This window comes from Gordonia sp. CPCC 206044 (assembly GCF_048537895.1).
Taxonomy (GTDB): domain Bacteria; phylum Actinomycetota; class Actinomycetes; order Mycobacteriales; family Mycobacteriaceae; genus Gordonia.
In genome coordinates, this window is the sequence record NZ_JBCLVL010000004.1 from 19927 (window position 1) to 45418 (window position 25492).

Consider the following 25492-nt stretch of genomic DNA (forward strand, 5'->3'; position numbering starts at 1 on the left):
AACGACGCCCGTCCGGTGCGTCGCTGTCTGCGCGCTCCGGAGGGCGTCGTCGATCGGGCTACTTGGCGTCTGCCGTCTTGGTGCGCTTGCCGTAGCGCTTCTCGAACTTGGCGACGCGGCCGCCGGTGTCGAGAATCTTCTGCTTGCCCGTGTAGAACGGGTGGCACTGCGAGCAGACCTCGACGTTGATGCGTCCGTTGGCCGCGGTGCTGCGGGTCTCGAAGGTGTTGCCACAACCGCAGACCACGGTGGTCACTGCGTACTCGGGGTGAATACCCTGCTTCATCTCGTTGTCCCTTTCTGTGGTCGCCGGGTCACCGCCGGGGATCGGCGGTGTGAACCGGAACCGGACTCGACCGCTCAGTATGCCACGCCGGGTATCTCACCTGGAAATCTACGGATCTCCACAGAAGTCCCCGGCACGGGAACGAGCGATCTCACGCTGCACAACATCCACCCACCGGGTTTCATTCCGCGACCTCGACCGCGTAATTAGGTTGCCCTAACATAACTAAGCCTTAGCTAAGTAGTACGCTGTCGGCCTGACGGCGCCCCTTCATCGTCGCAGCGGCGTCATAACCCTCCGACCAGCACCGACCGTGCAGGTGCAGGCCGTCAGGCCTCCTGTGCGCGCCGGCCGAGACCAGAGGAACGAATGCGGCCAGACGAGCATCCCCAGCAACTCCTGTGGGACCCCAGCGACGAGAAGAGCAGTTGCGGCGTGGGCTTCATCACCCGCAAGGACGGGGTACAGGGTCACGACGTCATCGACAGAGCCCGGGAGGCCCTGTGCTCGGTGCCCCACCGTGGCGGTATGTCGGCGCTGGGCGTCGGCGACGGCGGCGGAGTGTCCATCGATCTCTCGCTGCGCTTCTTCCGCAAGGTGACGGCCAGCCCCGACTTACGTCTAGGGCGCTTCTGTGTCGGGAACTTCTTCCTCCCCACCGACCCCGACGATGCCAAGCACGCCATCGCGGTCATCGAACACACCATGACCGAGCGCGGCTTCGATGTCCTCGCCGTGCGCGACGTCCCGGTAGACGCCTCGGTACTGCGGCCCGCCGCATCGGAGTTCCAGCTGCCGATCCGTCAATGGGTGTTCGCCGCCCCGGACCCGTGCCCGCAGCCCGCCGCGCTCGACCGACTGGTGCAGCAGGCGTTGCTCGACATCGAGCGCGTCGCCTTCACCACCGAGCGGCTGACGGGCCTGTACCCACTGTCGCTGTCGGCCCGCACCCAGGTCCTCAAGGGACGCCTGTCGGCCCCCGAGGTCATCGACTACTTCCTCGACCTGCGCGATCCCGACCACGCGATCCACACACTCTCGTTCCACACCAGGTTCTCCACCAACACCGATCCACATCCCACGATGGCCCAGCCGTTCCGCTTCCTCGCGCACAACGGCGAGCTCAACACCGACCGGAAGAACCGGATCGCACAGGTGTGCGCCGCCGCCGCCCGGCAACGCAGCATCGTGCGTCCGCCCGGGCAGTCCGACAGTTCCCGCCTCGACCAGACCGTCGCGGCGCGTGTGGTCGATGACGGGGTCGACCTCGTCACCGCCGTCGTCTCGATGATGCCGCCGGCCTGGGAGAACGACACGTCGTTGTCGGCGCCGGTACGGGCCATGTTCGAGTACTTCTCGCTCTACGAGGAGTGCAACGACGGACCAGCCGCGGTGGTGTTCGGCGACGGCACAGTGATCGGCGCCCGATTGGATCGGCTCGGCCTGCGACCACTGCGCACCCTGGAGACCACCGACTACCTGTGCGTGTTCTCCGAGGCGGGCCAGATCTCGGTGCCACCCGAGCAGGTCATCGCGCGGGGCCGGGTGTCGGCGGGCGGCATGATCTACTACGACCACCGCGAACACCGCATCTACACCACCGACGACGCATACGAAAAACTCGCTGCTGCAAGGGACTACCCCGCCCTACTGGGTGCCGCGAAGGTCGACCTCGCCGATCTGGGGACGTCGGCGGCGGCCCGCACCAGCATCGTCGACGACGAACTCACCGACCATCAGCGTCATCGCGCCTATCACCTCGACCAGGAGAGTTTCCGCTACTTCATCGACCCGATGCTGACCGACGGGGTCGAACGTGTGTCGGCCATGGGGTTCGGCAACGCGATCAATGCGTTGACGAACATCGAGGCCTCGGTCGCGCGGTTCTTCTCCCAGCGGTTCGCCCAGGTCACCAATCCCCCACTGGACAGCATCCGCGAAGCCGACGGCATGACCCTGCGCGTCGCCCTCGGAGCCCGCCCGGACGAGAGCGGGCACTCCGCGAGCACTCGCCAGATCGTGTTGCCGACACCGGTTCTCACCGCACCACAACTCGATCTGCTCCTCACCCAGACGCAGATCCCGATCCGACGATTCGATGCGTGTTACGCCCTCGAGCCCGCCGACACCGATCCGCAGACCGACCGCGCCGCACTCGTCGAGGCCATCGACCGGCTCGGTGACGACGTCGTCGACTTCGCGCGGACCCACGGCGGGATAGCGGTGCTCAGCGACCGTGCGATCGCACCCGGCCGCGCTGCGCTCCCGATCGTCCTGGCCGTGTCGGCGGTCAACCACCGTCTGATCACCGCGGGTCTGCGTCTGCGGGTCTCCCTGGTCGCCGACACCGGACAGGTCGAGTCGTCCCATCATCTCGCCGCCACACTGGGTTTCGGCGCTGCAGCGGTCCATCCACACTCGGTCGTCCGGCGTGCTCGATCGGTCACCCCCGACGACCCCGAAGGCGGACTGCGGCGCTGGATCACGGCCGCCGAGAAGTCCTTGATGAAGACCATGGGACGGGTCGGGCTGTGCCGGGTGGAGAGCTACATCGGCGGCGAGTTCTTCGAACCGAACTTCCTCGACACCACCGATCCCGATCTGCGACGCTGGTTTCCGACGCTGAGGACCCCGGTCGGCGGTGTGGGACTCCTGCCGATCGTCGAGGCGACAACCCGTGCGCACCGGGCCGCGATGTGCACACCGATCACCACCGATGCCGAGTTGCCGCTGCTCGGGTTGTTCAAGGAGCGGGCCGACGGCGCCGGGCACTCGTTCGGCACGACCGCCGTCCGTAAGTTCGGTGATCTGGCCGCCGAGAAGATCACCATCGGGACCGCCCACCACGTGTCGGGGCCGGCAGAGGTCGACGACACCGGCCGGTTGCGCCTCCTCACCCTGCGCGATCTCGACGAGGCCTTCGGTCTCGACGAGCGCGCGTATGCAGAGTCCGGCTATCACCGGCTGTCCGACGAAGACATCGACGGCTTCGTCATCACCGACGCCTACCGGTCCTTCGTCGCGGAGTTGACCACCACACGGGCTGCCCGCCCGGCCGCTCTGCGCGACATCCTCCGGCTCCCCACCGATCTCGTCCACGAAGACGACGACGGAATGCCCGTCGGCACAACGCCACTCGCGCTCGACGAGATCCAACCCGCACACGAGATCACCGCAACCTTCGCCTCCGGCGCCATGAGCCACGGCGCTCTGGTCGCCGCGGCCCACGAGGCAGTGGCCCACGGCACCAACATGGTCGGCGGACTGTCCAACAGCGGCGAGGGCGGCGAACACATGTCCCGATACGGGACCATCCGAGCCTCGGCCATCAAGCAGTTCGCATCGGGCCGGTTCGGCATCTGGGCGGGCTATCTCGCCGATCCGATGCTGCGCGAGCTCGAGATCAAGATCGGCCAAGGAGCGAAACCCGGTGAGGGCGGGCAACTCCCGGCGTCGAAGGTCACGGTGGAGATCGCCGCGGCGCGCGGTGGCACCCCCGGCGTCGAGCTCGTCTCACCGCCACCACACCACGACACCTACTCGATCGAGGATCTCGCCCAGCTGATCCACGACTGCAAGGCCGCCCGGGTACGAGTCATCGTGAAACTGGTGTCGTCGGAAGGCATCGGCACCATTGCGGTCGGCGTGGCCAAGGCCGGCGCCGACGTCATCAACGTCGCAGGAAACACCGGAGGCACCGGCGCCGCCTCGGTCTCGTCCCTGCGCTACGCGGGACGCGCCGCCGAGCTGGGCCTGGCCGAGGTCCACCAGGCATTGAGCGCCAACGGGCTTCGGCGCAAGATCGTGCTGCGCACGTCAGGTGCACATCAAACCGGAGCAGACGTGGTGACCTCGGCACTGCTCGGGGCGGACAGCTTCGAGTTCGGCACATCGGCGTTGATGATGATCGGCTGCGTGATGGCCAAGAACTGCAACATCAAGTGTCCGGCCGGCCTGACCACCAATCCCGAGGTCTTCGACGGGGATCCGCGGTCGATGGCCCAGTATCTGCTGAACGTGGCGCACGACGTACGTGAGATCCTTGCCGCCCTGAGACTACCGAGCCTGCGGGCCGCCCGCGGACGCACCGATCTGCTCACGCTGATGGATCATCCGTCGGTGATCGGCGCCATGCGCCCCGATGCCCTTCTCGCACAGGCCGACGAACCCGAGATCGCCGATCCGGTGTATCTCGACAGCGATTACACGATCGACGACATGTTGCTCGTCGAGGTGCGCTCGGCGCTGATCGGTGCGCGCGCCGACACCGTCGAACTCGCGACGCCGCTCCTTGACAACCGCAGCAAGAGCGTGGGGGCCCAACTCGCCGTCGACATCGAGCGTCTCCTCAACCACGAGCTCGACGATGAGATCGCGGCGACGCTGCCGTCGGTGCACACCGATGATCGCGGTCGTCGACACCTCGCACCGGAGTCCGTGCGCATCGTGTCGCGAGGGTCTGCCGGGCAGTCCTTCGCGGCGTTCTGCAACGACGGCATGATCTTGCAGCACACCGGAACCTGCAACGACGGGGTCGCGAAATCCATGTCCGGGGGCTCGGTCGTGGTCTGCTCGCCCGGCGGTGGGTCCCCGTCGGTCGGCGGCAACGTCCTGATCGGCAACTTCGCGTTGTTCGGCGCGACCGGCGGCCGCCTGTTCGTGGCCGGCGAGGCGGGTGATCGCTTCGCGGTGCGCAACTCCGGTGCCACCGCAGTGGTCGAGGGTGTCGGTGAGTTCGCCTGCGAGTACATGACCAACGGCGCCGTGCTCAATCTCGGTGGTTTCGGCAAGGGCATCGGCAACGGTTGCAGCGGTGGCTTCTTCTACCAATACGACCCGACCGGCGACCTCGACAGTCGGATCTCCGGCGACTCGGTCGTCATCGGCGCCATCACCGGTGACGACCCGTTGGCGTCGGTACACGGCCTTGCGGTGCGCATGATGCTCGAGATGCATGTCGCAGCAACTGGTTCCGCTGTCGGATCACGCATCCTGGACAATTGGGAGACCGAACGCCACCACATCTCGTACGTGATGCCACGGGCGCTGGCCGCCTATCAGGACAGCGATGCGCTGCTCGCCTCGCTGTCGCGCCGAGACCTGCTCACCGAGTTGTCCATGGCACTGGCCGGTCACCAGGTGCGCGCACTCAAGAGCAGCATCCGCAGCGGCGATCCGGTGGCCGGCGGTGTGGTGCCCGACTACGGACAGACCGATACATCCGAGATGTTCCGACTGCTGGGCGCCTTCATCGTGTACGAACTCGCACGCCAGGTGACGACGGCCCGACTCTCCCGGACCCGCGGGCCCGGTCAGGCGGCGTGGGCCGATCAGGCGATCGCGACCGGGGCACGCAATCTGGTCCTCACCGAGGACTTCGAATTGCTGTCGAAGGTCGCGCGCTACGCCCGTGACGTGCTCGCCGAACACGACGATCGACAGCTGGCCGCGCTCATCGCCGCCAAACGGGTCGACGACTACAAACAGGCGCTCGCGCGACGCAACGTCCGGTCCATGGATGCTCCCGGCACTTACGGGTGGATCCTCACGCAGGATCACAAGAACCGCGAGAAGTTGGGCGGGCTACCGAGTTTCGATGAGCTCTTCGTGGCGCGTTCCGTCGGCGACATCGCCGATGCCCTGCGGTCGGGACCGACCGACTCCGACACAGCAAAGGTTGGCTGAGATGCAACTGCCCTACATCCCGGCGGACGTTCCGTTCACCGGCGACCAGAAGGCCTGGCTCGCAGGATTCCTGGCCGGTCTCAACACTCGTGTCTCGATGCCTGCGGCGACGTCTCCCGAGACCGCGACATCGTCGATCGTCGTCGCGCCGGAAGGCGGCGTACCGCTACAGATCGCATACGGCAGCCAGACCGGTACCGCGGAGATGGTCGCCGACCAGGCCGAGACCCTCGCTCGGGCACAGGGATTCGATCCGGAGCGCTGCGACCTCGACACCCTCGACATGACCGCGTTGTCGGCAGCTCGCCGTCTGTTGGTGATCACCTCCACCTACGGTGAAGGCGAGATGCCCGACAATGCCGAGTTGTTCTGGAAGGCTCTTTCGGCATCGGATGCGCCGCGGCTGGACGGCCTGTACTTCGGGGTGCTGGCGCTCGGTGACTCGATCTACGACGGTTTCTGCCAGGCAGGCAAGAACATCGACGCTCGGCTGGCCGAGCTGGGTGCCACCGCCGTGACGGGACGCGGTGACTGCGACGTCGACTTCGAGGAACCCGCCGAGGCCTGGCTGGTGTCGGCCATCCGGTCATTGGCCGACGTCGACGCCGACGATCGCCTGGCCGCCACAGCGGTGATCCCGACGGTGCCGACCGCGCCCGCGAAGTGGACGCGCAAGAACCCGTATCCGGCGACCGTGCTGGCGAACACCCTGCTGTCCGGGCCCGGATCCGACAAAGAGGTGCGGCATCTGGTCATCTCGTTGGGCGACAGCGGCATCGAGTACCGGCCCGGGGACGGCATCGGCATCACACCGGTGAACGACACCTCCCTCGTCGACCGGCTGATCGCGAGACTCGGTGTGCCCCCGGACACCACGGTCACCGACCGCGGAACTCCACGAACCCTTCGTGAAGCGCTCACCCATCGCCACGAGATCGCGACACCGTCGAGGTCCCTGGTGGACTACATCGCCGCACGCGGCCGGGACACCGAACTGAACCGTCTGGTGGCAAACGGGGATTCCGAGGCGCTCGATGCGTGGCTGTGGGGCAAGGACGTTCTCGATCTGCTCGATGTGGACCCGACGATCGTCGTGCCGCCCGACGAGTTGCTTGCCGAACTACGCCCGCTTCGCCACCGCGTGTACTCGATCTCGTCGAGCCCGGCGGCACATCCGGGCACCGTGCACATCACCGTGGCGACAGTCAGATACGGCTCCGGCGACCGGCCACGCGGCGGCGTCTGTTCGACCCATCTCGCCGATCGGTGTCCCGATGGCGCCCGCGTCGACGTGTTCGTCACCCCCAACAACTCGTTCCGTCTACCCCCCGACGACACCAAGGTCATCATGATCGGGCCCGGCACCGGCATCGCACCCTTCCGCGCGTTCCTGCACGAACGTGCAGCGAGTGGCGCCCGCGGCGGGAATTGGCTGTTCTTCGGTGACCGGCATCGCGCTCACGATCATCTCTACGCCGACGAGATCGACGGGTTCGTCGCCGACGGACTGCTCGACCGGGTCGACCTGGCGTTCTCGCGCGATCAGGAGCACAAGATCTACGTGCAGGACCTGATGCGCGAGCGCGGTGCGGACCTGTACGCGTGGTTGGCCGATGGCGCACACCTGTATGTCTGCGGCGATGCCACCCGCATGGCCCGCGACGTCGACACTGCGCTGCGCGAGATCGTCGCCGATCACGCAGACCTGTCCGCCGACGACGCCCAGGACGTCATCGATCGGCTCAAGCGCGACAAGCGATATCTGCGCGACGTGTACTGACACCGCATGTGGCGACCATCTCGATCGTCATCCATCGACAGTGTGAAAGGAACGGCAACGATGCCAGAGGCACCTCGACCAGACGACTCCCCACGCGACGACGGCACGATCGCCCGGTCGACATGTGGCGATCGATGTCGGTGTCCGCGGGCGCAGACGACCAGCGATCTCGACGCCCTGCTCGCGACTCCGGGGTTCGCGGGCACCCTGCTGGGCGCCGACGTCACGTCGGTGTCCAGACACCTGCCGGCCCTCGACCACGTGGTCGGGGTTACCGTGGCGGGCCCGGTCCTGATGAACGATGTCGGCACCCATGACGCACCCACCGGCATCGGTGGCCCGATCCGTTGTCGACCGTCGCGGATCTCCTTGCGGCTCAACCCCGCCCGACTCGGCGCAGCGGTCGTCACCGACCCCGCCGCGCACGTCCCGCCGACGCTGCGGCTGTTCGACGCGGACGGGAACACCGCCCATGCGACGTATCTGACCGAATCCTCGGATCGTCTGGCCTTCGAGGCACTGTCGCTGACCGGCGGATATTCGGGCGCGGTCGACCGGGGCGGGCGCGACGACGCACACCGGGCCACCGACCTCGACATCCCGCCGGTCGATCAGATCGCCCAGTTCGACTCGATCCTCGACGACGGTGGGACACAGCGTCTGTCGTCACTGCCCGGGTATTCGGCCATCGGCGCCACCAGGGTGGAGTCGCGACGGGTGATCGCCGCGATCGAACACGCGGCCCTGCTCGGGATGCCGATGACCCTGGCGACCACAGCGGCCGGCTGCGTACAGATGCGCCACGACCGCCTCGACGGGGCACGCGAACATCGCGGGTCGATGGTGGTCGCATCGGGGTCGTGTCGGACGATGATCAATTTCGACCTCGTCGCCGCATGCTGGGTGACCTGGTCGGACGGCGTCTGGGGAGCCACGGGTTCGATCGAACTCTACGACCGGCACGGTCATTGCAGTCTGGTCGCGACGCAGACCGGATCGGTGTCCGCGGAGACCATCGACGCCTGGAATCAACTGGCACACGACGTCGCTGCGTGAGCGCACCGGGACCGACGAGACGAGCGTGCCCCGACCACGATGGTGGTCGGGGCACGCTCGGTGAACTGTCGGGTGTCGTCGGCACGGCGGCGTAGTGCCCCCGACACCGCAGGACTTCTAGTCGTCCTTCATGGCTCCCGGTGCGGTCTTCTGCACCTGCATCAGGAACTCGATGTTCGTCTTGGTCTTCTTGAGCTGGCTGATCAACAGGTCGATCGCCTGCTGTGAGTCCAATCCGGACAACACCCGACGCAGCTTGTGCACGATGGAGAACTCCTCCGGCGACAGCAGCAGCTCGTCCTTACGGGTGCTCGACAGGTTCACGTCGACGGCCGGGAACACACGACGCTCGGAGATCTTGCGATCGAGCTTGAGCTCGGCGTTGCCGGTGCCCTTGAACTCCTCGAAGATGACCGTGTCACCGGTGGAGCCGGTCTCGACCAGCGCGGAGGCGATGATCGTGAGCGAACCGCCGTGTTCGATGTTGCGGGCCGCGCCCAAGAAGCGCTTCGGCGGGTACAGCGCGGTGGAATCGACACCACCGGAGAGGATTCGGCCCGAGGCCGGCGACGCGTTGTTGTACGCACGGCCGAGGCGGGTGATCGAATCCAGCAGCACCACCACGTCCTTGCCGTTCTCGACCAGACGCTTGGCGCGTTCGATCGCGAGCTCGGACACCGAGGTGTGATCTGACGGCGGACGGTCGAAGGTGGAGGCGATGACCTCGCCCTTCACCGAACGCTGCATGTCGGTGACCTCCTCGGGGCGCTCGTCGACGAGCACGACCATGAGGTGGCATTCCGGATTGTTCGTGGCGATGGCGTTCGCGATGTCCTGCAGGATCGTCGTCTTACCCGCCTTGGGGGGCGAGACGATGAGCGCGCGTTGGCCTTTGCCGATCGGCATGATCAGGTCTATGACACGGGTGTCGAGCCGTTCGGGCGTCGTCTCCAGGCGCAACCGCTGATTCGGGTACAGCGGCGTCAACTTGTTGAAGTCCGGACGCTTCTTCGCGGTGTCCACATCGGTGCCGTTGACCGTGTCGAGGCGCACCAGCGGGTTGAACTTCTGACGCTGGTTCTGCTGCTCACCCTCGCGCGGCACCTTGACCGCACCGGTGATCGCGTCGCCACGGCGCAGCCCGTTCTTGCGCACCATGTTCATCGACACGTAGACGTCGTTCGGCCCGGCCAGGTAGCCCGAGGTCCGCACGAACGCGTAGTTGTCGAGGACGTCGAGGATGCCGGCGACCGGTTGCAGCACATCGTCTTCGGAGATCTGCGGCTCGTTGGGGCCCGACGAATCACGGTCACGCCCGCGACGGCGTTCACGGAATCGGCGACCCCGACGACCACGGCCCTCGCCGTCGTCGTCGCGATTGTTCTGGTCGCGGTTGTTGTTTTGACCGCCACTGTTCTGACCGCCGCCGTTCTGGTCGCGGTTGTTCTGGTCGCGGTTGTTCTGATCCCGGTCGCGGTTGTGCTGTCCGCTTTGGTCGCCACCGTCACGGCCCTGTCCGCCATCGCGGTTCTGATTGCGGTTGCGGTTCTGGTTGCGGTTGCGCTGCTCGCCACCGTCGGAGTCGCCCTGGCGATCGCCCTTCGCCTGCGTCGACGACTCGGTGCCGGACGCGGCCGGCGAACCGGCATCGGTCGCCTCGGTTGACTCGGCACGAGCGCGGCGACGACCGCGGGTCGGTCGGGATTCCCCGGTGTCGCCCGCCTTGGCATCTCCGGCCTTGGCACCGTCTGCCTTGGCGTCTGCGGCCTTGCCATCGTCACCCTTGGCACTGTCGCCCTTGGCACCGTCGCCCTTGGCACCGGCAGCCTTCGAGCCACCGTTCTTGCTGCTCTCGCCCTTGGCGGTGCCACCCTTGGGGGTGCTCCCCTTGGTGTCGGAGCCGTTGGTCGTTGCCGGCGCGGTGTCGGGCGCGTCAGAGATCGTCATCTGTCGATCGCTTTCGCTCTTGGCCGACGACGCCCCGCCGGCCTGTCGCTCCTTGATGGCGGCGATCAGGTCGCCTTTACGCATGCCGGAGATGCCCTTGATACCGAGCTCACCGGCGAGCGCGCGCAGCTCCGGGAGCACCATTCCGGCAAGGCCGGAACGTGCGCGGGTGGAGCCACCTGTGTTCGAACTCACCGCAGAGTCTCCCGAGGACGCCTCGGTGCTCGTTGTGGGGGCTGGTGCGGTGATCAGGTCCGTATCCGTCACGGATGTCCTTTCGTTCCCCCGCAGACCAGAGCTGCGTCGGGGTCTCGTCTCCCCGCCCTCACGTCAGGCGGGACTTCGTCCTCGTCGAAGCGACCCCGATGGGGATTCTCCTCCGTGGACGGTAGAAGAAATGTGGTCCGCGGCGGTGTGTCCGCTGGTGCGAGCTCGATATCGGTTACCGCAGATCCAGCGACCGGTGTCGAATCGGAAGGCAAGATCGGTGATAGACGAGAAGCACGGCAAGACAAGTCTGCGCGGCTAGACAAACTATATGCTAACGCGTTCGAGTGGTCGGGGCAAACACGCCGCCCGCGCCTGTCGTCTCTGCCCTGCGATCCGATCGTCGTCTCGCGTGCCGATCAGCGCTGTGAATGGGTGACCTCGACGCCACCGGCGACGGCAACCGTCGCGGGCACGAACCCGAGACCGACGGCGATCTCCCTGGCCTCGGCGGAGACCTGCCCGACGCCGAGGACCAGCACGGTCGGGCCTGCGCCGGACACCGTCGCCGCATGTCCGCGAGCACGAAGTGCGCCGATCAGTTCGATGGACGGAGCCATCGCCGCGGCCCGGTAGTCCTGATGCAACCGGTCCTCGGTCGCCGCGAGCAGGATCGTCGGATCCGTGGTCAAGGCCACCACCGCGAGCGCAGCACGACTGACGTTGAAGACCGCGTCGGCGCGCGGCACCGACTCCGGTAGCAGGCCACGGGTATACGCGGTCGACGATTCGGTGGCGGGCACGAACACGGTTGCGGTGATCTCGGGGTGCACCGGCAGCCTGCGCGCACGAAAGCGATGGCCCGCCGCACCGTCGGGTTCGGCCCAGGTGACCACGGCCGAGCCGAGCACACTGGCCGCCGCGTTGTCGGGATGCCCTTCGAACTCCGACGACAACTGCACCAGCTCGGCATCGTCGAACGCCTCACGCACGCCTGCCTCGACGAGCAGGCCCGATGCCGCGGCGAGCCCGGAGACCGCCGCGGCAGCCGACGAACCCATACCCCGCGAGTGCGGAATCGCGTTGACACAACGCAACTTCAGACCCGGTGCACGCGCCCCGGCGACGGCCAGACCGCGGGCGATGGCACGCGCGACCAGATGGTTCCCGTCCTGCGGGACGTCGCCTGCGCCCTCACCGGACACCTCGACCTCGATGCCTCCGGCGGTCGTCTCGACGATCAGTTCGTCGTAGACCCCGAGCGCGATGCCCAGGCAATCGAAACCCGGGCCCAGATTCGCGCTCGATGCGGGCACGCGAACGCGCACCGAGATTCCCTCGGGTAAAACAGTTCCCGTGTCGCTCGAGGTCGCCTGGCCGCTCATCGCCTCGGTCGCCTCAGCGGACGCCGAGCGCATCGGCCACCGCCACCGGGTCCACCGGGATCGCCTCGACCTCGGGCATGCCGCGCAACGCGGTGTCGGGATCCTTGAGGCCGTTGCCGGTCACCGTGCAGACGACGAGGGACCCCGGCTCGATCCAGTTGTCCTCGCGCGCTGCGAGCAGGCCGGCCACACTCGCCGCCGACGCGGGTTCCACGAACACACCTTCCCGACCGGCGATCAGCCGGTAGGCCTCGAGCAGCTTGTCGTCGGTGGCCGCGCGGAACTGACCGCCCGACTCCTCCTTGGCCGCCACCGCCTGGTTCCAGCTCGCAGGCGACCCGATCCGGATCGCGGTCGCGATGGTCTCGGGATCACGGACCGGTGCGCCGTTCACCAGCGGTGCCGCGCCCGCGGCCTGCACGCCCAGCATCCGCGGCACCGACGAGCTGATGCCGTCGCGGTGGTACTCGGTGTAGCCCTTCCAGTACGCGGTGATGTTGCCCGCGTTGCCGACCGGCAGGGCGTGGACGTCCGGTGCGCGCCCGAGGACGTCGACGATCTCGAACGCAGCGGTCTTCTGTCCCTCGATCCGGGACGGATTCACCGAGTTCACCAACTCGATCTCGGTGAACTCGGCGGTCGCCTTGCGTGCGAGCTCGAGACAGTCGTCGAAGTTGCCCTGCACCTGGATGATCTTGGCGCCGTGCATGACCGCCTGTGCCAGCTTGCCCATCGCGATCTTGCCCTCGGGAATGAGGACCGCGCAGGTGATACCGGCCCGAGTGGCGTAGGCCGCCGCAGACGCCGACGTGTTGCCGGTGGAGGCGCACAGTACCGCCGTCTTGCCGTTGTTGACCGCGGTGCTGACCGCCATGGTCATGCCGCGGTCCTTGAACGAGCCGGTCGGGTTGAGGCCCTCGACCTTGAGATAGACCTCGCAGCCGGTGATCTCGGACAGGTGCGGAGCCGAGATGAGCGGGGTGCCGCCCTCGAGCAGGGTGACGACCTTCCAGTCGTCGCCGACCGGCAGACGGTCCCGGTATGCCTCGATCAGGCCTGGCCAGCGCTGATGGACCGGGGTGGCTTCAGTCATCGGTTCCTTCCAATCGCAGAACACTCGACACCTTGATGACGGCGTCCATGTCTTCTAGTGCGGCAACACATTCCGATTGCGCCCGGTCGGGGGCGCGATGGGTGACCACGATCAGGCGGGCGTCCTCGCCCGCACCCTCCTGGCGAACCGCGGCGATGCTCACCGAACGCTTGGAGAACTCGCCGGCAACCTGAGCCAGCACCCCGGCCCGGTCGGCGACCTTCATCGACACGTAATAGCGGGTTGCCACATCGTCGATCGGCGCGATCGGCAGCGATGCGTACGTCGACTCCAACGGTCCCCGACCTCCGTGCACCTTGTTACGTGCCGCCATCACCATGTCACCGAGCACGGCCGACGCGGTCGGAGCACCGCCCGCGCCCTGTCCGTAGAACATCAGTCGCCCGGAGTTCTCGGCCTCGACGACCACCGCGTTGAAGGCCCCATTGACCGTCGCGAGCGGGTGGGTCAGCGGGATCAGAGCGGGATAGACGCGTGCCGAGACGCGCTCGGACCCGTCGTCGCCGCGGACGCGCTCACAGATCGACAACAACTTGATCGTGCAGTCGAACTTCTTGGCGGCGACCAGGTCACCCGCGGTCACCGAGGTGATCCCCTCCCGATGGACGTCTGCCGCGGTCACCCGGGTGTGAAAGGCGATGGAGGCGAGGATCGCAGCCTTCGCCGCCGCGTCGTACCCCTCCACGTCGGCGGTCGGGTCCGCTTCGGCGTATCCGAGGCGGCCGGCCTCCGCCAGGGTATCGGCATAGTCGGCGCCGGTCTCGTCCATTGCCGACAGGATGAAGTTCGTCGTGCCGTTGACGATGCCCGCCACCCGCTCCACGGTGTCGCCCGCCAGTGACTGCATCAGCGGGCGCACCACGGGGATCGCTCCCGCGACGGCCGCCTCGAAGTAGAGGTCGACCTTGGCCTGCGCTGCGGCCGTGGCGAGTTCGCCGGTGTATTCGGCCAGCAGCGCCTTGTTGGCGGTGACCACCGATTTACCACTCTGCAGCGCCGCGCGGATCAGTTCACGGGCCGGATCGATTCCGCCGATCAGTTCGACGACGATGTCGACGTCGTCGCGGGCCACCAGCGCCGCCGGATCATCGGTGAGCAGTTCAGGGGCGATGGTGCGCGCCCGGCTCAGATCGCGGACCGCGACACCACGCAGTTCGACCGGCGCACCGACCCGGGCACGCAGATCGTCGGCGTTCTCCTCGAGAATCCGGACGACCTCGGTACCCACGTTGCCCATACCGAGCACCGCGACCCCGATGGTCCGGGTTCCGGCTGCACTCATTCGGAAACCTCCAAGCTGAGGAAATCGTCGATCGTCTCGCGCCGCAACAACACTCGGGACTCGCCCTCCCGCACGGCGACCACGGCCGGACGCATGGTCATGTTGTACCGGCTCGACATCGAGTAGCAGTAGGCGCCCGTGGCGGCCACCGCAACGAGATCGCCGGGGCCGAGGTCGGACGGCAGCCAGCAATCCTTGATGACGATATCGCCACTCTCACAATGCTTTCCGACGACACGACTGACCACGGCGGGCGCCTCGGAGACGCGCGACACCAGCCGGATGTCGTATTCGGCCTCGTACAGCACGGTGCGGATGTTGTCGCTCATGCCGCCGTCGACCGAGACATAGCGCCGGGTGAGGTTGGTCCCGATGGTGACGTCCTTGACGGTGCCGACCCGATAGAGCGTGACGGTACCGGGCCCCGCGATGGCGCGACCGGGCTCGACGGTGAGACGTGGCATCGGCAAACCGACCGCCGCCGACTCGCGACGCACGATGTCGGCGAGGGTCTCCGCCACCTTGTCCACGGGTAGCGGATCGTCGTCCGGAAGATACGAGATACCCAGTCCGCCACCGAGATCGATGATGGACAACTGCGCGGTGCGATCCACTCCGAACTCGGCGACGACATCCTTGAGCAGCCCCAGCACGCGATGGGCCGCCAGCTCGAATCCATCCATGTCGAAGATCTGCGAACCGATGTGACTGTGCAGTCCCACCAGACGCAGGTTGTCGGTGGCGAAGACGCGGCGCACCGCGTCCATGGCCACGCCGCCGGCGAGCGCGAAGCCGAACTTCTGATCCTCGTGGGCCGTGGAGATGAACTCGTGGGTGTGCGCCTCGACCCCGGGGGTGACGCGCACGAGGACGTCTGCGACGACGCCGCGTTCGGCGGCCAGCGAGTCGAGCCGCTCGATCTCGATCATCGAGTCCAACACGATGTGGCCGACTCCGGCATCGAGCGCCATGGCCAGCTCGTCGACGCTCTTGTTGTTGCCGTGCAGGGCGATTCGCTCCGGAGGGAAGCCGGCACGCAACGCAATCGCCAGCTCTCCCCCGGTACAGACGTCGAGCGACAACCCTTCCTCGTCGACCCAGCGCGCGATCTGCGTCGACAGGAACGCCTTGGAGGCGTAGTGCACTCGTCCGTACGGGCCGAAGGCTGCGATCATGTCGGCGCACCGGGACCGGAAATCCGCCTCGTCGACGACGAACAGCGGCGTGCCGTGTCGTTCCGCCAGATCCGAGACCCCCACACCCGCGAGTGTCACCTCACCGGAGTCATCACGAGCCGCGTTGCGTGGCCATACATTTGCCGGAATCGTCGCGAGCACCGCAGGATCGTTCGGCCGCTCCGCGAGGTGCGGTGCGGCCAGTTGCTCGGCGTGCCGCGGGCCGGCCGGGTGCGCGTTCACATCCGCTCCGGAGCGCTGACGCCGACGAGCTCGAGGCCGTTGGCCAGGACCTGTCGGGTGGCGGCGCACAACGCGAGTCGTGCCCGATGTATGTCGGTGGCCTCCTCGTCGCCCTGCGGCAGAACCCGACACCGCGCGTAGAAGCGGTGGTAGGCGCCGGCGAGCGATTCGAGATAGCGGCAGATCCGGTGTGGCTCACGTAATTCCGCCGCGGTGGCGACCACGTTGTCGAAGTCGCCGATGGTGCGGATCAGTTCTCCCTCGGCCGGATCGTCGAGCAGATCGAGGTGGTCGAGGGAACGCTCGAGACCGAGTTCCACGGCATTGCGCGACAGCGCGGACAACCGCGCGTGCGCGTACTGCACGTAGTAGACGGGGTTGTCGTTGGACTGTCTGCGCAGCAGGTCGAGATCGATGTCGATGTTGACGTCCACCGAGGACCGGATCAGCGCGTAGCGCGCGGCATCCACGCCGACCGCATCCACGAGATCGTCGAGGGTGATCACGGTGCCTGCGCGCTTGCTCATCCGCACCGGCTGTCCGTCACGGACGAGATTGACCATCTGACCGATCAGCACCTCGACGGTCGCCGGGTCGTCACCGAGCGCGGCAGCCGCCGCCTTCAGACGGCTCACGTAACCGTGGTGATCGGCACCGAGCATGTAGATGCACAGATCGGCACCGCGGTTGCGCTTGTCGCGGTAGTAGGCGATGTCGCCGGCGATGTAGGCCGCGTGACCGTCACTCTTGATGACGACGCGGTCCTTGTCGTCGCCGTAGTTCGTCGAACGCAGCCACCAGGCCCCGTCCTTCTCGTAGAGGTTGCCGTTGGCCTTGAGCTCGGCGATGCACTGGTCGACCATCCCCGAGGTGAACATGCTGTCCTCGTGGGTGTACACGTCGAAGTCGGTGCCGAACTCGTGCAGGCTGGTCTTGATGTGGTCGAACATCAGGTCGACGCCGACCGACCGGAACGTCTCGACCCGCTCGGTCTCGGGTCGATCGAGGACGTCGGGCACCTTGGCGACGACGTTCGCGGCGATCTCGCCGATGTAGTCGCCCGCATAACCGTCCTCGGGCGTCGGTTTCCCCTGTGCCGCGGCCTCCAGCGACCGGGCGAAGCGGTCGATCTGGGTTCCGTGGTCGTTGAAGTAGTACTCGCGGGTGACCGCGGCTCCCCGGGCGCCGAGCACACGGCCTAGCGCGTCGCCCACGGCCGCCCATCGGGTGCCGCCGAGGTGGATCGGTCCTGTCGGGTTCGCAGAGACGAACTCCAGGTTGATGCTGTGTCCGCCGAGTTCGGCCCCGCGTCCGTAGTCGGCGGCGGTGTCGAGCACCGTGGCGACCACGGAGTTCTGGGCCGCGGCGGCCAGCCAGATGTTCACGAACCCGGGCCCGGCGACCTCGGCTTTCTCGATGCCGTCCGCCCCGGCGAACGCGTCGGCGAGCCACCCGGCGAGGTCGCGCGGGGACACACCGAGCTTCTTGCCGAGTTGCAGCGCGATATTGGTCGCGTAGTCCCCGTGGTCGGCGTGGCGCGGCCGCTCGACGACCACGGTTTCGGGCACCAGGGACTCGTCGAGCCCGTGGTCACGGACAACGGTCAGCGTCACAGCAGCAAGCAACGCGGAGAGATCGGCGGGAGTCACGAATCACCATCCTATTGGCCGACCCGTACCAGAGGACAATCGCCTCCGCCCAGGCGCCCCGATGACGAACGCAACCGTGTCACGCGGGGTCAGTAGACTGTCGCTCGCCGCGCTGCGAACCCCGGTCGGCGCCGCAGCAGAAAGAGAGCGATGGCAGCCAAACCCGGCCCCAATGTGCCCAAGTCCAGCAAGCGTCCGGCCAGGTCGGGGGGTGTTCCTGCGGCGGGAGGACGGCATGTCGACTGGACCATCGTCGGCGCCGTCGTGGTGGTCGTCGCGGTCATCGTCGGACTGATCGCCTATCTGTTGCCCAAGTTCCTCGACGAACGCGAGGCCCAGAGCCTCAAGCCACAGACCGTCGAGGGCTTCGTGCCGTCGGCGCAGGATCCCGATCCGTCGTCGCGGATCCCCGGGGTGACCAAGATCTACTATCGCGCCGCCCTGCACGTACGGGGCGATCAGCGTGTTGCCTACGACCAGTCGCCTCCGTTCGGCGGACCGCATGACGAGGTCTGGGCGACGTGTACCGGCATCGTCTATCCCGAACCGCTGCGCTCGGAGAACGCCGTGCACGCGCTGGAACACGGTGCGGTGTGGATCACCTACAACCCGGACACCATCGCGGCCGACGATCTGGACACGCTGAAGAAGAAGGTCACCGGCGAACAGTTCCTGTTCCTGTCGCCCTACCCGGACCTCGATCACCCCGTCTCGCTGCAGAGCTGGGGCCATCAGCTGAAGACGGACTCCGCCACCGACCCGCGGATCGACCAGTTCATCACCGCGCTGCGCCGCAACACCACGCCCGGCGTGTACAAGGAGAACCCGTCGGAGGCAGCCTTCCCGGAGACCCAGGCCGCGTGCGCCGCCATCCCCGGCGCATTCGACCCGGCCGATCCTCCCGCAGCCGATCAGGGTCCGCCCGGCCCGGACGCCGTGAAGATGGACGGAACGGGGTCGGCCGACGCCGCCGACGAGACGATGCCGACCGGTTAGGACACGAGATGAGTGACAGTGGCCACGATCCCGACCCCGCCGCGACGATCGCGGGCGGACGCTCCCCACGCTCACGCGCCGTGTTGTTGTCGCTCGTGGGGATCGCGCTACTCCTCATCGGTATCGCAGCAGGACTGCTGATCGCGGCCGGCCTCGACGATGACCCGGACGCCGCCGCCCCGGCTGCGAGCCCGGCCGCCGTGGGTTTCGCCCAGGACATGATCCGGCATCACGAGCAAGGCGTGGAGATGGCCGCGATCGAACTCGAGAACGGTACGGACCCGCAGGTCCGCAGCATGGCCTTCGACATCCTCACCGCCCAGAGCAACGAGATCGGGCAGATGCAGTCGTGGCTCACCCGATGGGGGCAACCGCTGATCAACCCGTCCGAGCCGATGGCCTGGATGGGCCACGACCACGCCGGCGATCACCACATGAGCAACATGCCGTCGACGCCGTCGATGTCCCCATCCATGCCGTCGATGTCCATGCCGTCGATGTCCATGCCATCGTCATCGGCCGACACCGAGACTCCCCCGATGCCCGGCATGGCCACGTCCGCCGAGATGAACAGGCTGCGCGCCCTGCACGGCCCGGATGCCGACGTGTACTTCCTGCAGTTGATGTTGCGCCACCACGAGGGTGGTCTGCACATGATGGAGTATGCGGCCGATCCCGCGAACGTCTCCGAGGACTACGTCCGCAGCCTCGCCACCGCGATGAAGCAGACGCAGGACAAGGAGATCGCCATCATCGAACAGATGCTGGCGGAACGGAATTCGGCCCCGTTGCCGATGAACTGACGGTGCCGTGATGATCCGGGTCAGTGCGCCCGTCGCGGGAGCGACAGCCACGCGGAGATCAGAAAGCAGATCGCGCCGACGAAGGTCCCGCCCATGGCCACGGCATCGTTGACGACCTCCCCGGCGGAGGTGACATACGCACCGAGAGCCGAGATCCCGAAGGCGACGCAGCCGAGCAGGTTGATCTGGGCAGCCCACCAGTCGCGCCGCCGGGGCGCCCACCATCGCATCGCGTGTGCGACCACGACCACCGCGAGGAGCCCGCTGACCAGAAAGGCCAGTGAACCCGCCGCGTCGGGGGTCCACACCCGACGACGTTCATCGGTGACGGTATCCGCGTGCAACGCTGCGGCGGTGCTCACGTTGAACAACAGCGCTCCGGCGAACTGCGTTGCCGCGGAGAGCCACTCGGGCCGGAACTGACGCTCGCCGTCGCTGCGCGAGGTGGTGGCGTCACCGCTGCGCACCAACTGCACCAGGGCCGCAGCGGTGAAGAACCACGCACCAGCGAAGAAGCACAGGTTGGCCACCGACGAACCGACCGCATCGGCGAACCCCGGCGCGGATCCCACCGCGAACAGGGTCGAACCGATCATGAAGCCCCAGCACTGCTTTTCCGCCGTCGCCGACAGCAATCGTTGTGCGGGGGCGGTGTCAGCATCCATCGGTCCATCCTGACCTCTGCACGCACGCGCCGGGTCGGATCGGCCAGAGATCCCGACCGCGAAGATACAAATTCCGATGCTCGTGTCTTTGCTGGGTAGCATGTCGGGCATGCGTGCAGATGAGCTGCTGGCCACCGTCCCGACCACCACGGCAGAGGCCCTCGAGCAGTACGACGACCTCGCTCCGGTGGATGCCGACTCCATGATCGGCACGTGGCGCGGCGCCGAGTTGCCGACCGGTCACCCGATGGACGGCCTCCTGGCGGCCAGCGGTTGGTGGGGAAAGCAATTCGTCGACGCCGAAACCGTCCATCCACTGCTGTTCCCCACCCGCGACGGGTCGGCCCTGTGGGCGATGAATCCGGTTCTCGCGTTCAGCGGTGTCCCGCTCGGCGCACGGTTCCCGGCGGTGAAGAACCTCTCGTTCGTGACGCCGATCGCGGTGGCGAGACCCGCGCTGCGGACACGGTCACCGAAGGCCCGGCTTCGGACCACCCGGTACCGAGGAGTGGACACCGCCACGATGGTGTACGACCAGTTGCCGGTCAATGACGTGTTCCGACGTCTGTCCGAGGACGCCGTGATGGGCGCGATGGACTTGCGCGGATCGGATCGCCCGTACTTCTTCGTGCTGCGCCGTGACGAGTCGATGCGGTTGCGCTGAGCGGCGTCGACGTCGCCGGAGTCGATGTCACCGAAAGAGTGGCGCCGGAGGCCGGCAAGAATGTCACGGTGCGGCCGCGTAGATCTCTCTTTGTCAAACACAGTGGGCGCACACCGGCCGGAGGCCGGCAGAAATGTCACCGTGCGGCCGCGTAGATCTCTCTTTGTCAAACACAGTGGGCGCACACCGGCCGGAGGCCGGCAAGAATGTCACGGTGCCCCCGATAGGATTCGAACCTATGGCCTTCTGCTCCGGAGGCAGACGCTCTATCCCCTGAGCTACGGGGGCTCATCGGGCGGGGTTCAGAGTAGCGCACTGTGGCCGTGAGAACCCAATCGGGCCCTCACGACACACCGACGGCTCCGCGCACCCACACATGCGATCCGTTTTCGGCGCGCACCACATGCACCTGAGCCGGGATCCGTTCTTGCAGTTCGCCGACGTGACTGACCACCCCGACGACGCGGCCACCCGATCGCAGGTCGTCGAGGACTCCCATGACCAGGTCGAGAGCCTCCGGATCGAGGGTGCCGAATCCTTCGTCGATGAAGATCGTGTCGAGGATTCGACCACCGGATTCGGCCGAGACCACGTCTGCCAGACCCAGTGCCAGCGCCAGCGACGCGAAGAACGTCTCGCCGCCGGACAGGGTCGTCGTCGCGCGGACCACACCTGTGTACTCGTCGATCACCTCGATGCCCAGCCCGCCGCGGCGACCTCGGGGCCCGGCCGCGTCGGAGTGGACGAATTCATAGCGCCCCGAGGACATCTGCCGCAACCGAGCCGACGCGGCGACGAGTACCTCTTCGAGACGAGCGGCGAGCACATAGGACCGCAGCGACATCCGTCGGGAATTCTGTCCGCGCCCGCTGACCAGTTCGGCCAGCCCGTGTAGCTCGGCGTGGCGGGCCTGCAACGGTGCCAGGGCATCGGCGGCCGCCCAGAACTGGCCGACGAATCCCTCGAGGTCGGTCAATCGATGTGCCGCAACGGCATTGCGCCTCGTCGCCGCATCCCGCGCCTGTCGGGTCGTGGTCAGTTCGTCGGCCAGCGCCGCGACATCGACGGATTCTGCGGCGAGCGCACCGACCACCTCGTCGTCGGAGAGGATCTCCTGTGCCCCCGACCGCAACGACGCGGCCTGCGCCAGTGCCGACTCCCATTCGGCGATCTGCTCCTCGGATGCCGCCGCCGACCGCGCCGAGTGCACGTCGTCGAAGCCCGCGGAGGCGCATTCGGTGCCGAGGCGCTCGGCCAGGTCCGTCACGCGTCGCCGTGCACGGGCGGCATCCTGCCCGGTCTCGCGGAGGCGCCGCGCCCGTCGGCACAACTCGGCCAGGTCGTCGCGGCGTTGTGCCACACCGATCCGCCCGCCCGTGGCCTCGGCGATGTCCGCGTCCAGTTCGGCGAGTGTCGAGCGAAGACCCGTGAGGCGTTCGCGCCTGCCCGATCGCGTGCTCTCGAGTTCGCCGAGCTCGGCCCGCCACCGCTCGACCTCGGCATCGACGGCGGAGATGCGGCGCTCGAGTTCGCCGACACGTTCGGACGCGCGTGTCGCGACGACGAGCCGGTCGGCGATCCGGGTCCGATCGGCCTCGATCTCCCGCGGGCCGGCAGTGCCGATGACAGCGGTCAGGTTCGCGTGCCGCTCGGTCAGGGTGGCGAGTCCGGAGCCGGCCTGCGCCACTGCCGCCGCCGCGCGCTGTTCGGTCTCCCCGGCGGCCGTCTCGTCGGCCTCGCTCACCCGATCGCCCTCGGCCCCTCCCGCCGGTGCGGGGTGAGTGGTCGAGCCACACACCACACACGGCTCACCGTCGGCCAACTGGTTCGCCAGCTCCACGGCCATCCCGGCGAGTCGTGTCTCACGCAGGTCCAGCAGGTGCGACCGCGCGGTGAGGTGGGCCTCGCGCGCTTCGTCGAGGTGCTGTCGTGCCTTGCGCATCGGCTCCGCGAGCCGATCACGGTCGGCCATCGCTGCCGCCAGCGTGTCGAGCCGCTCGCGTTCTGCCGTCAGTTGCGGGATCCGGGCTCGTGCCTCATTCGCATCGGCGAGTTCGCCGAGGATCTCGGCGCGACGTTGCGGGGCCGCGTCGAGGTGCGTTCGCAACGCGGCGATGCGGCGATCGGCGTGGTCGAGATGCTCGGTGAGTTCGTCCATCTCGGCGACGAGCCCTGGTCGTTGTGACTCGCGACGCGCCAACGGCTCCCATCGTCCCGACTCGGTGATCCACTGCTCGATCGCGGTCTCCAGCGCGGCACCGTCGTCGGTCTCGCACAGGTGCGCGGTATCGGGCAGCTCTCGCAGCTCGGCACGCGCATGCTCCCGGAGCTGATCGGCGAGTTCGGCTGCCGCGAGCGCCTGATCATGGTCGTCGGCGACCGGGGCGATCGGCGCCGCCCGCCGAGCGGCCCGCAGCGCTTGCGCCGCCTCGGTGAGCACCGATTGCTCACGGTCGAGCCGTTCGAGGCGCGTCTGTGCCTCGGCGCCGCGCCTACGGAGTTCCGCGATGCGTCGTCCGTGCTCGTGGGCCGCCTGCACCCGATCTACTTCCGCCTGCACGGCGGCGAGCTCGCCACGCGCACGCGCGGCGTCGTCACGCGCGGCGTCCAGGCACGCCTGTGCCCAGTCCATGTCGGGTACCGCCGGTGTCGGCACACCGGCCACCGCCACGATCTGGCCGGCGATCCGGTCCACGGCGGTGGCCCGCTCCTCGAGCGCGCTCGCCGACCGTCGCGCACGCTCACGCAGCCACTCCTCGATCTCACCGAACCGCTCGGTGTCGAAAAGCCTCTCCAACAACAGTTCTCGATCTTCGGAGGTCGCCCGCAGAAAGCGCGCGAACTCCCCTTGCGGCAACAAGACCACCTGGAAGAACTGCTCGGCACTCATCCCGAGGAGACGCACGACGGCCTCGCCGATCTCCGGCAGACGTGTGAGATCCGGACCGGATCCGTCCACCCAGACGAGGCAGGCGCGGGCGTTGACCTTCGTGGTCCCGGTGCCGCGCTTCTTGGGTCGATGGTGATCGGGCGACCGGGTGAGGCACAGACGCCGACCACCGATCGTCGCCTCGAGTTCCACCTCCGGGGTCACCTCGGCGGTCGCATGGTCGGAGTGCAGTCGACGGTTGGTGTCACGGGCACCGGGCACACGGCCGTAAAGGGCGAAGGCGACGGCGTCGAGAATGGTCGTCTTGCCTGCACCGGTCTGGCCGTGCAGCAGGAACAGTCCGTCCGACGACACCGAGTCGACGTCGATCTCGATCTCGTCGGCGAACGGCCCGAAAGCCCGAATCCGCAAGCGGTGCAACCTCATGCCGACTCGGCGATCGGCTCGATCGAGAACAGGGCCAGTTCCTCGACATCGCCCTCGGCGCCCACGTGGGTCTCCGGCTCGCCGACCACATCGCGAAGCGCACGATCGATCAATCGGCGTTCGCCTGCCGTCGCGGTGTCACGCACATCGTCGATGAACGACTCGACGATCTCGGCATCGGTTCGCCCGCGCACGCGGGACCCGTAGTCGAGACCGTCGCCGAGGTGGGGCCGCTGCCACTGGAGATGTACCGCGTGCGGGAATCGTTCCCGCAGTCTGCGCATCGCGTCGACCGGCCGCACGGCATCGGTCAGGGTCGCCTCGACGTAGTGGTCCTCGGCGTCGACGAGCGTGTCGTCGGTGAGCAGTTCGTCGAGCGTGCCGGTGAGCGAACTGAGGCCGCGGACGGTGGGGAGTTCCCGAGCCCGCACCTCGGCCAGACCGTCGGCGTCGAGGTCGACGATCCAGATCGACTTGCGGTGGGAGCGTTCGCCGAAGGAGTACGGCAGCAGCGACCCGCTGTATCGCACCGCTTCGGTGAGCTGCTGGGGCGAGTGCAGGTGCCCGAGCGCAACGTAGTCGACGCCGGAGAATGTGTCCGCGGCAACGGTTTCCACGCCGCCCACGCTGATCGACCGTTCGGAACCGGTGGCCACCGCTCCCACGACGAAGGCGTGCGCGACGACGATCGAACGCGCCGACCGTGCGGCCAGATCCGCCCGCACACGATCCATCGCGGCGGCCAGCACGTCGGCGTGACCACGGGCCTCGTCGACACCGAGTTCCCTTCGTGCCGAATCGGGTTCGAGATACGGGATGCCGTAGATGGCCACCTCGCCGAACTCGTCCTCACCGAGCACCGGGTCGTCGATACCCGCGACGGTGGTCCGCAGGTGCAGTCCGCCTGCGGCAGCGAAACCCGATCCGGCACCGAGCCGGGTGGGAGAATCGTGATTGCCCGAGGTGACGACGATCCGCGCACCGGCCGCGGCGATCTGCGCAAGACCTTCGTCGTACACGCGTACGGCGTCGGCCGACGGTACCGAACGGTCGTAGACGTCGCCTGCGACGATCACCACGTCGACGGATTCCTCCGCGACGACCTCGGCGAGGTGCGCGAGCGCCCGCCGTTGGTCGTCGAGGAGCTCGACACCGTGGAACGTCCGTCCCAGATGCCAGTCAGACGTGTGCGCGATTCGCATGGCCACAACCCTACGATCGAGGGCCGACAGACTGTGG

Annotated in this window: 16 protein-coding genes and 1 tRNA gene; 6 read left to right on the forward strand and 11 right to left on the reverse strand. The window is 67.5% G+C overall.

All coding sequences use genetic code 11. The annotated features are described in order from the left end of the window. Positions 1–58 precede the first annotated feature (58 nt). Positions 59–286, reverse strand: coding sequence for a 50S ribosomal protein L31 (rpmE, locus tag AAFP35_RS06835; protein WP_419220814.1), 228 nt, complete (start codon positions 284–286; stop codon positions 59–61). A 369-nt stretch (positions 287–655) separates the two neighbouring features. Here rpmE and AAFP35_RS06840 point away from each other — a divergent pair, with 369 nt between their 5' ends. The 3 genes from AAFP35_RS06840 to AAFP35_RS06850 are packed head-to-tail and all read left to right on the forward strand — an operon-like array spanning position 656 to position 8807. After that, complete coding sequence (locus AAFP35_RS06840; RefSeq protein WP_419220815.1) at positions 656–5971, forward strand: glutamate synthase-related protein; 5316 nt, start codon at positions 656–658, stop codon at positions 5969–5971. Between the two features lies 1 nt (position 5972). Beyond that, on the forward strand, positions 5973–7751 hold the full coding sequence (locus tag AAFP35_RS06845; RefSeq protein WP_419220816.1) for a diflavin oxidoreductase: 1779 nt from the start codon (positions 5973–5975) through the stop codon (positions 7749–7751). Positions 7752–7811: 60 nt separating this feature from the next. Further along, the gene (locus AAFP35_RS06850) at positions 7812–8807 is read left to right on the forward strand and encodes a heme transporter (protein ID WP_419220817.1); all 996 of its coding nucleotides are present in this window, start codon (positions 7812–7814) and stop codon (positions 8805–8807) included. A gap of 117 nt (positions 8808–8924) precedes the next feature. Here AAFP35_RS06850 and rho read toward each other — a convergent pair whose 3' ends face one another. From rho to argS, 6 genes are all read right to left on the reverse strand, one after another. Beyond that, a complete protein-coding gene (rho, locus tag AAFP35_RS06855; RefSeq protein WP_419220818.1) occupies positions 8925–11021 on the reverse strand; it encodes a transcription termination factor Rho in 2097 nt (698 codons plus the stop codon). Between the two features lie 359 nt (positions 11022–11380). Next, on the reverse strand, positions 11381–12346 hold the full coding sequence (thrB, locus tag AAFP35_RS06860) for a homoserine kinase (protein ID WP_419221146.1): 966 nt from the start codon (positions 12344–12346) through the stop codon (positions 11381–11383). Between the two features lie 13 nt (positions 12347–12359). Then, positions 12360–13439 carry a threonine synthase gene (thrC, locus tag AAFP35_RS06865; RefSeq protein ID WP_419220819.1) on the reverse strand — a complete coding sequence of 360 codons (1080 nt, stop codon included), beginning with the start codon at positions 13437–13439 and terminating at the stop codon, positions 12360–12362. Then, positions 13432–14742 (reverse strand): homoserine dehydrogenase, encoded by a 1311-nt coding sequence (locus tag AAFP35_RS06870; RefSeq protein ID WP_419220820.1) that lies wholly within the window; start codon positions 14740–14742, stop codon positions 13432–13434. Before AAFP35_RS06870 ends, thrC begins: the two co-directional genes overlap by 8 nt. Further along, positions 14739–16160, reverse strand: a complete 1422-nt coding sequence (gene lysA, locus AAFP35_RS06875) for a diaminopimelate decarboxylase (RefSeq protein WP_419220821.1) — start codon at positions 16158–16160, stop codon at positions 14739–14741. The genes AAFP35_RS06870 and lysA overlap by 4 nt, the downstream gene beginning before the upstream one ends. Then, on the reverse strand, positions 16157–17809 hold the full coding sequence (gene argS / locus AAFP35_RS06880; RefSeq protein ID WP_419220822.1) for an arginine--tRNA ligase: 1653 nt from the start codon (positions 17807–17809) through the stop codon (positions 16157–16159). The genes lysA and argS overlap by 4 nt, the downstream gene beginning before the upstream one ends. Before the next feature lie 150 nt (positions 17810–17959). On the opposite strand from argS, the gene AAFP35_RS06885 reads away from it, so the two are divergent. Beyond that, a complete protein-coding gene (locus AAFP35_RS06885; protein ID WP_419220823.1) occupies positions 17960–18805 on the forward strand; it encodes a DUF3105 domain-containing protein in 846 nt (281 codons plus the stop codon). Positions 18806–18813: 8 nt separating this feature from the next. Further along, entirely contained in the window at positions 18814–19608 is a 795-nt protein-coding gene (locus AAFP35_RS06890) for a DUF305 domain-containing protein (protein WP_419220824.1), read from the forward strand. A 20-nt stretch (positions 19609–19628) separates the two neighbouring features. On the opposite strand, the gene AAFP35_RS06895 is transcribed toward AAFP35_RS06890, so the two are convergent. Continuing rightward, positions 19629–20273 (reverse strand): hypothetical protein, encoded by a 645-nt coding sequence (locus tag AAFP35_RS06895; RefSeq protein WP_419220825.1) that lies wholly within the window; start codon positions 20271–20273, stop codon positions 19629–19631. Positions 20274–20382: 109 nt separating this feature from the next. Between AAFP35_RS06895 and AAFP35_RS06900 the strand changes: the two genes are divergently transcribed. Continuing rightward, positions 20383–20937 (forward strand): DUF4334 domain-containing protein, encoded by a 555-nt coding sequence (locus tag AAFP35_RS06900; protein ID WP_419220826.1) that lies wholly within the window; start codon positions 20383–20385, stop codon positions 20935–20937. Positions 20938–21152: 215 nt separating this feature from the next. Here AAFP35_RS06900 and AAFP35_RS06905 read toward each other — a convergent pair. The 3 genes from AAFP35_RS06905 to AAFP35_RS06915 all read right to left on the reverse strand — a co-directional run bounded on the left by AAFP35_RS06905 (position 21153) and on the right by AAFP35_RS06915 (position 25455). Next, positions 21153–21225 (reverse strand) — tRNA-Arg (locus AAFP35_RS06905). Between the two features lie 55 nt (positions 21226–21280). Beyond that, entirely contained in the window at positions 21281–24253 is a 2973-nt protein-coding gene (locus tag AAFP35_RS06910) for an AAA family ATPase (RefSeq protein WP_419220827.1), read from the reverse strand. Next, positions 24250–25455: an exonuclease SbcCD subunit D gene (locus tag AAFP35_RS06915; protein ID WP_419220828.1), complete on the reverse strand. Its 1206-nt coding sequence runs from the start codon at positions 25453–25455 to the stop codon at positions 24250–24252. Before AAFP35_RS06915 ends, AAFP35_RS06910 begins: the two co-directional genes overlap by 4 nt. Positions 25456–25492 lie beyond the last annotated feature (37 nt).

Bases quoted from the DNA above. Each gene is read 5' to 3' on its own strand.
- rpmE (WP_419220814.1), bottom strand. From the start codon at position 286: ATGAAGCAGGGTATTCACCCCGAGTACGCAGTGACCACCGTGGTCTGC.
- AAFP35_RS06840 (WP_419220815.1), top strand. From the start codon at position 656: ATGCGGCCAGACGAGCATCCCCAGCAACTCCTGTGGGACCCCAGCGAC.
- AAFP35_RS06845 (WP_419220816.1), top strand. From the start codon at position 5,973: ATGCAACTGCCCTACATCCCGGCGGACGTTCCGTTCACCGGCGACCAG.
- AAFP35_RS06850 (WP_419220817.1), top strand. From the start codon at position 7,812: ATGCCAGAGGCACCTCGACCAGACGACTCCCCACGCGACGACGGCACG.
- thrB (WP_419221146.1), bottom strand. From the start codon at position 12,346: ATGAGCGGCCAGGCGACCTCGAGCGACACGGGAACTGTTTTACCCGAG.
- thrC (WP_419220819.1), bottom strand. From the start codon at position 13,439: ATGACTGAAGCCACCCCGGTCCATCAGCGCTGGCCAGGCCTGATCGAG.
- AAFP35_RS06870 (WP_419220820.1), bottom strand. From the start codon at position 14,742: ATGAGTGCAGCCGGAACCCGGACCATCGGGGTCGCGGTGCTCGGTATG.
- AAFP35_RS06885 (WP_419220823.1), top strand. From the start codon at position 17,960: ATGGCAGCCAAACCCGGCCCCAATGTGCCCAAGTCCAGCAAGCGTCCG.
- AAFP35_RS06890 (WP_419220824.1), top strand. From the start codon at position 18,814: ATGAGTGACAGTGGCCACGATCCCGACCCCGCCGCGACGATCGCGGGC.
- AAFP35_RS06895 (WP_419220825.1), bottom strand. From the start codon at position 20,273: ATGGATGCTGACACCGCCCCCGCACAACGATTGCTGTCGGCGACGGCG.
- AAFP35_RS06900 (WP_419220826.1), top strand. From the start codon at position 20,383: ATGCGTGCAGATGAGCTGCTGGCCACCGTCCCGACCACCACGGCAGAG.
- AAFP35_RS06910 (WP_419220827.1), bottom strand. From the start codon at position 24,253: ATGAGGTTGCACCGCTTGCGGATTCGGGCTTTCGGGCCGTTCGCCGAC.
- AAFP35_RS06915 (WP_419220828.1), bottom strand. From the start codon at position 25,455: ATGCGAATCGCGCACACGTCTGACTGGCATCTGGGACGGACGTTCCAC.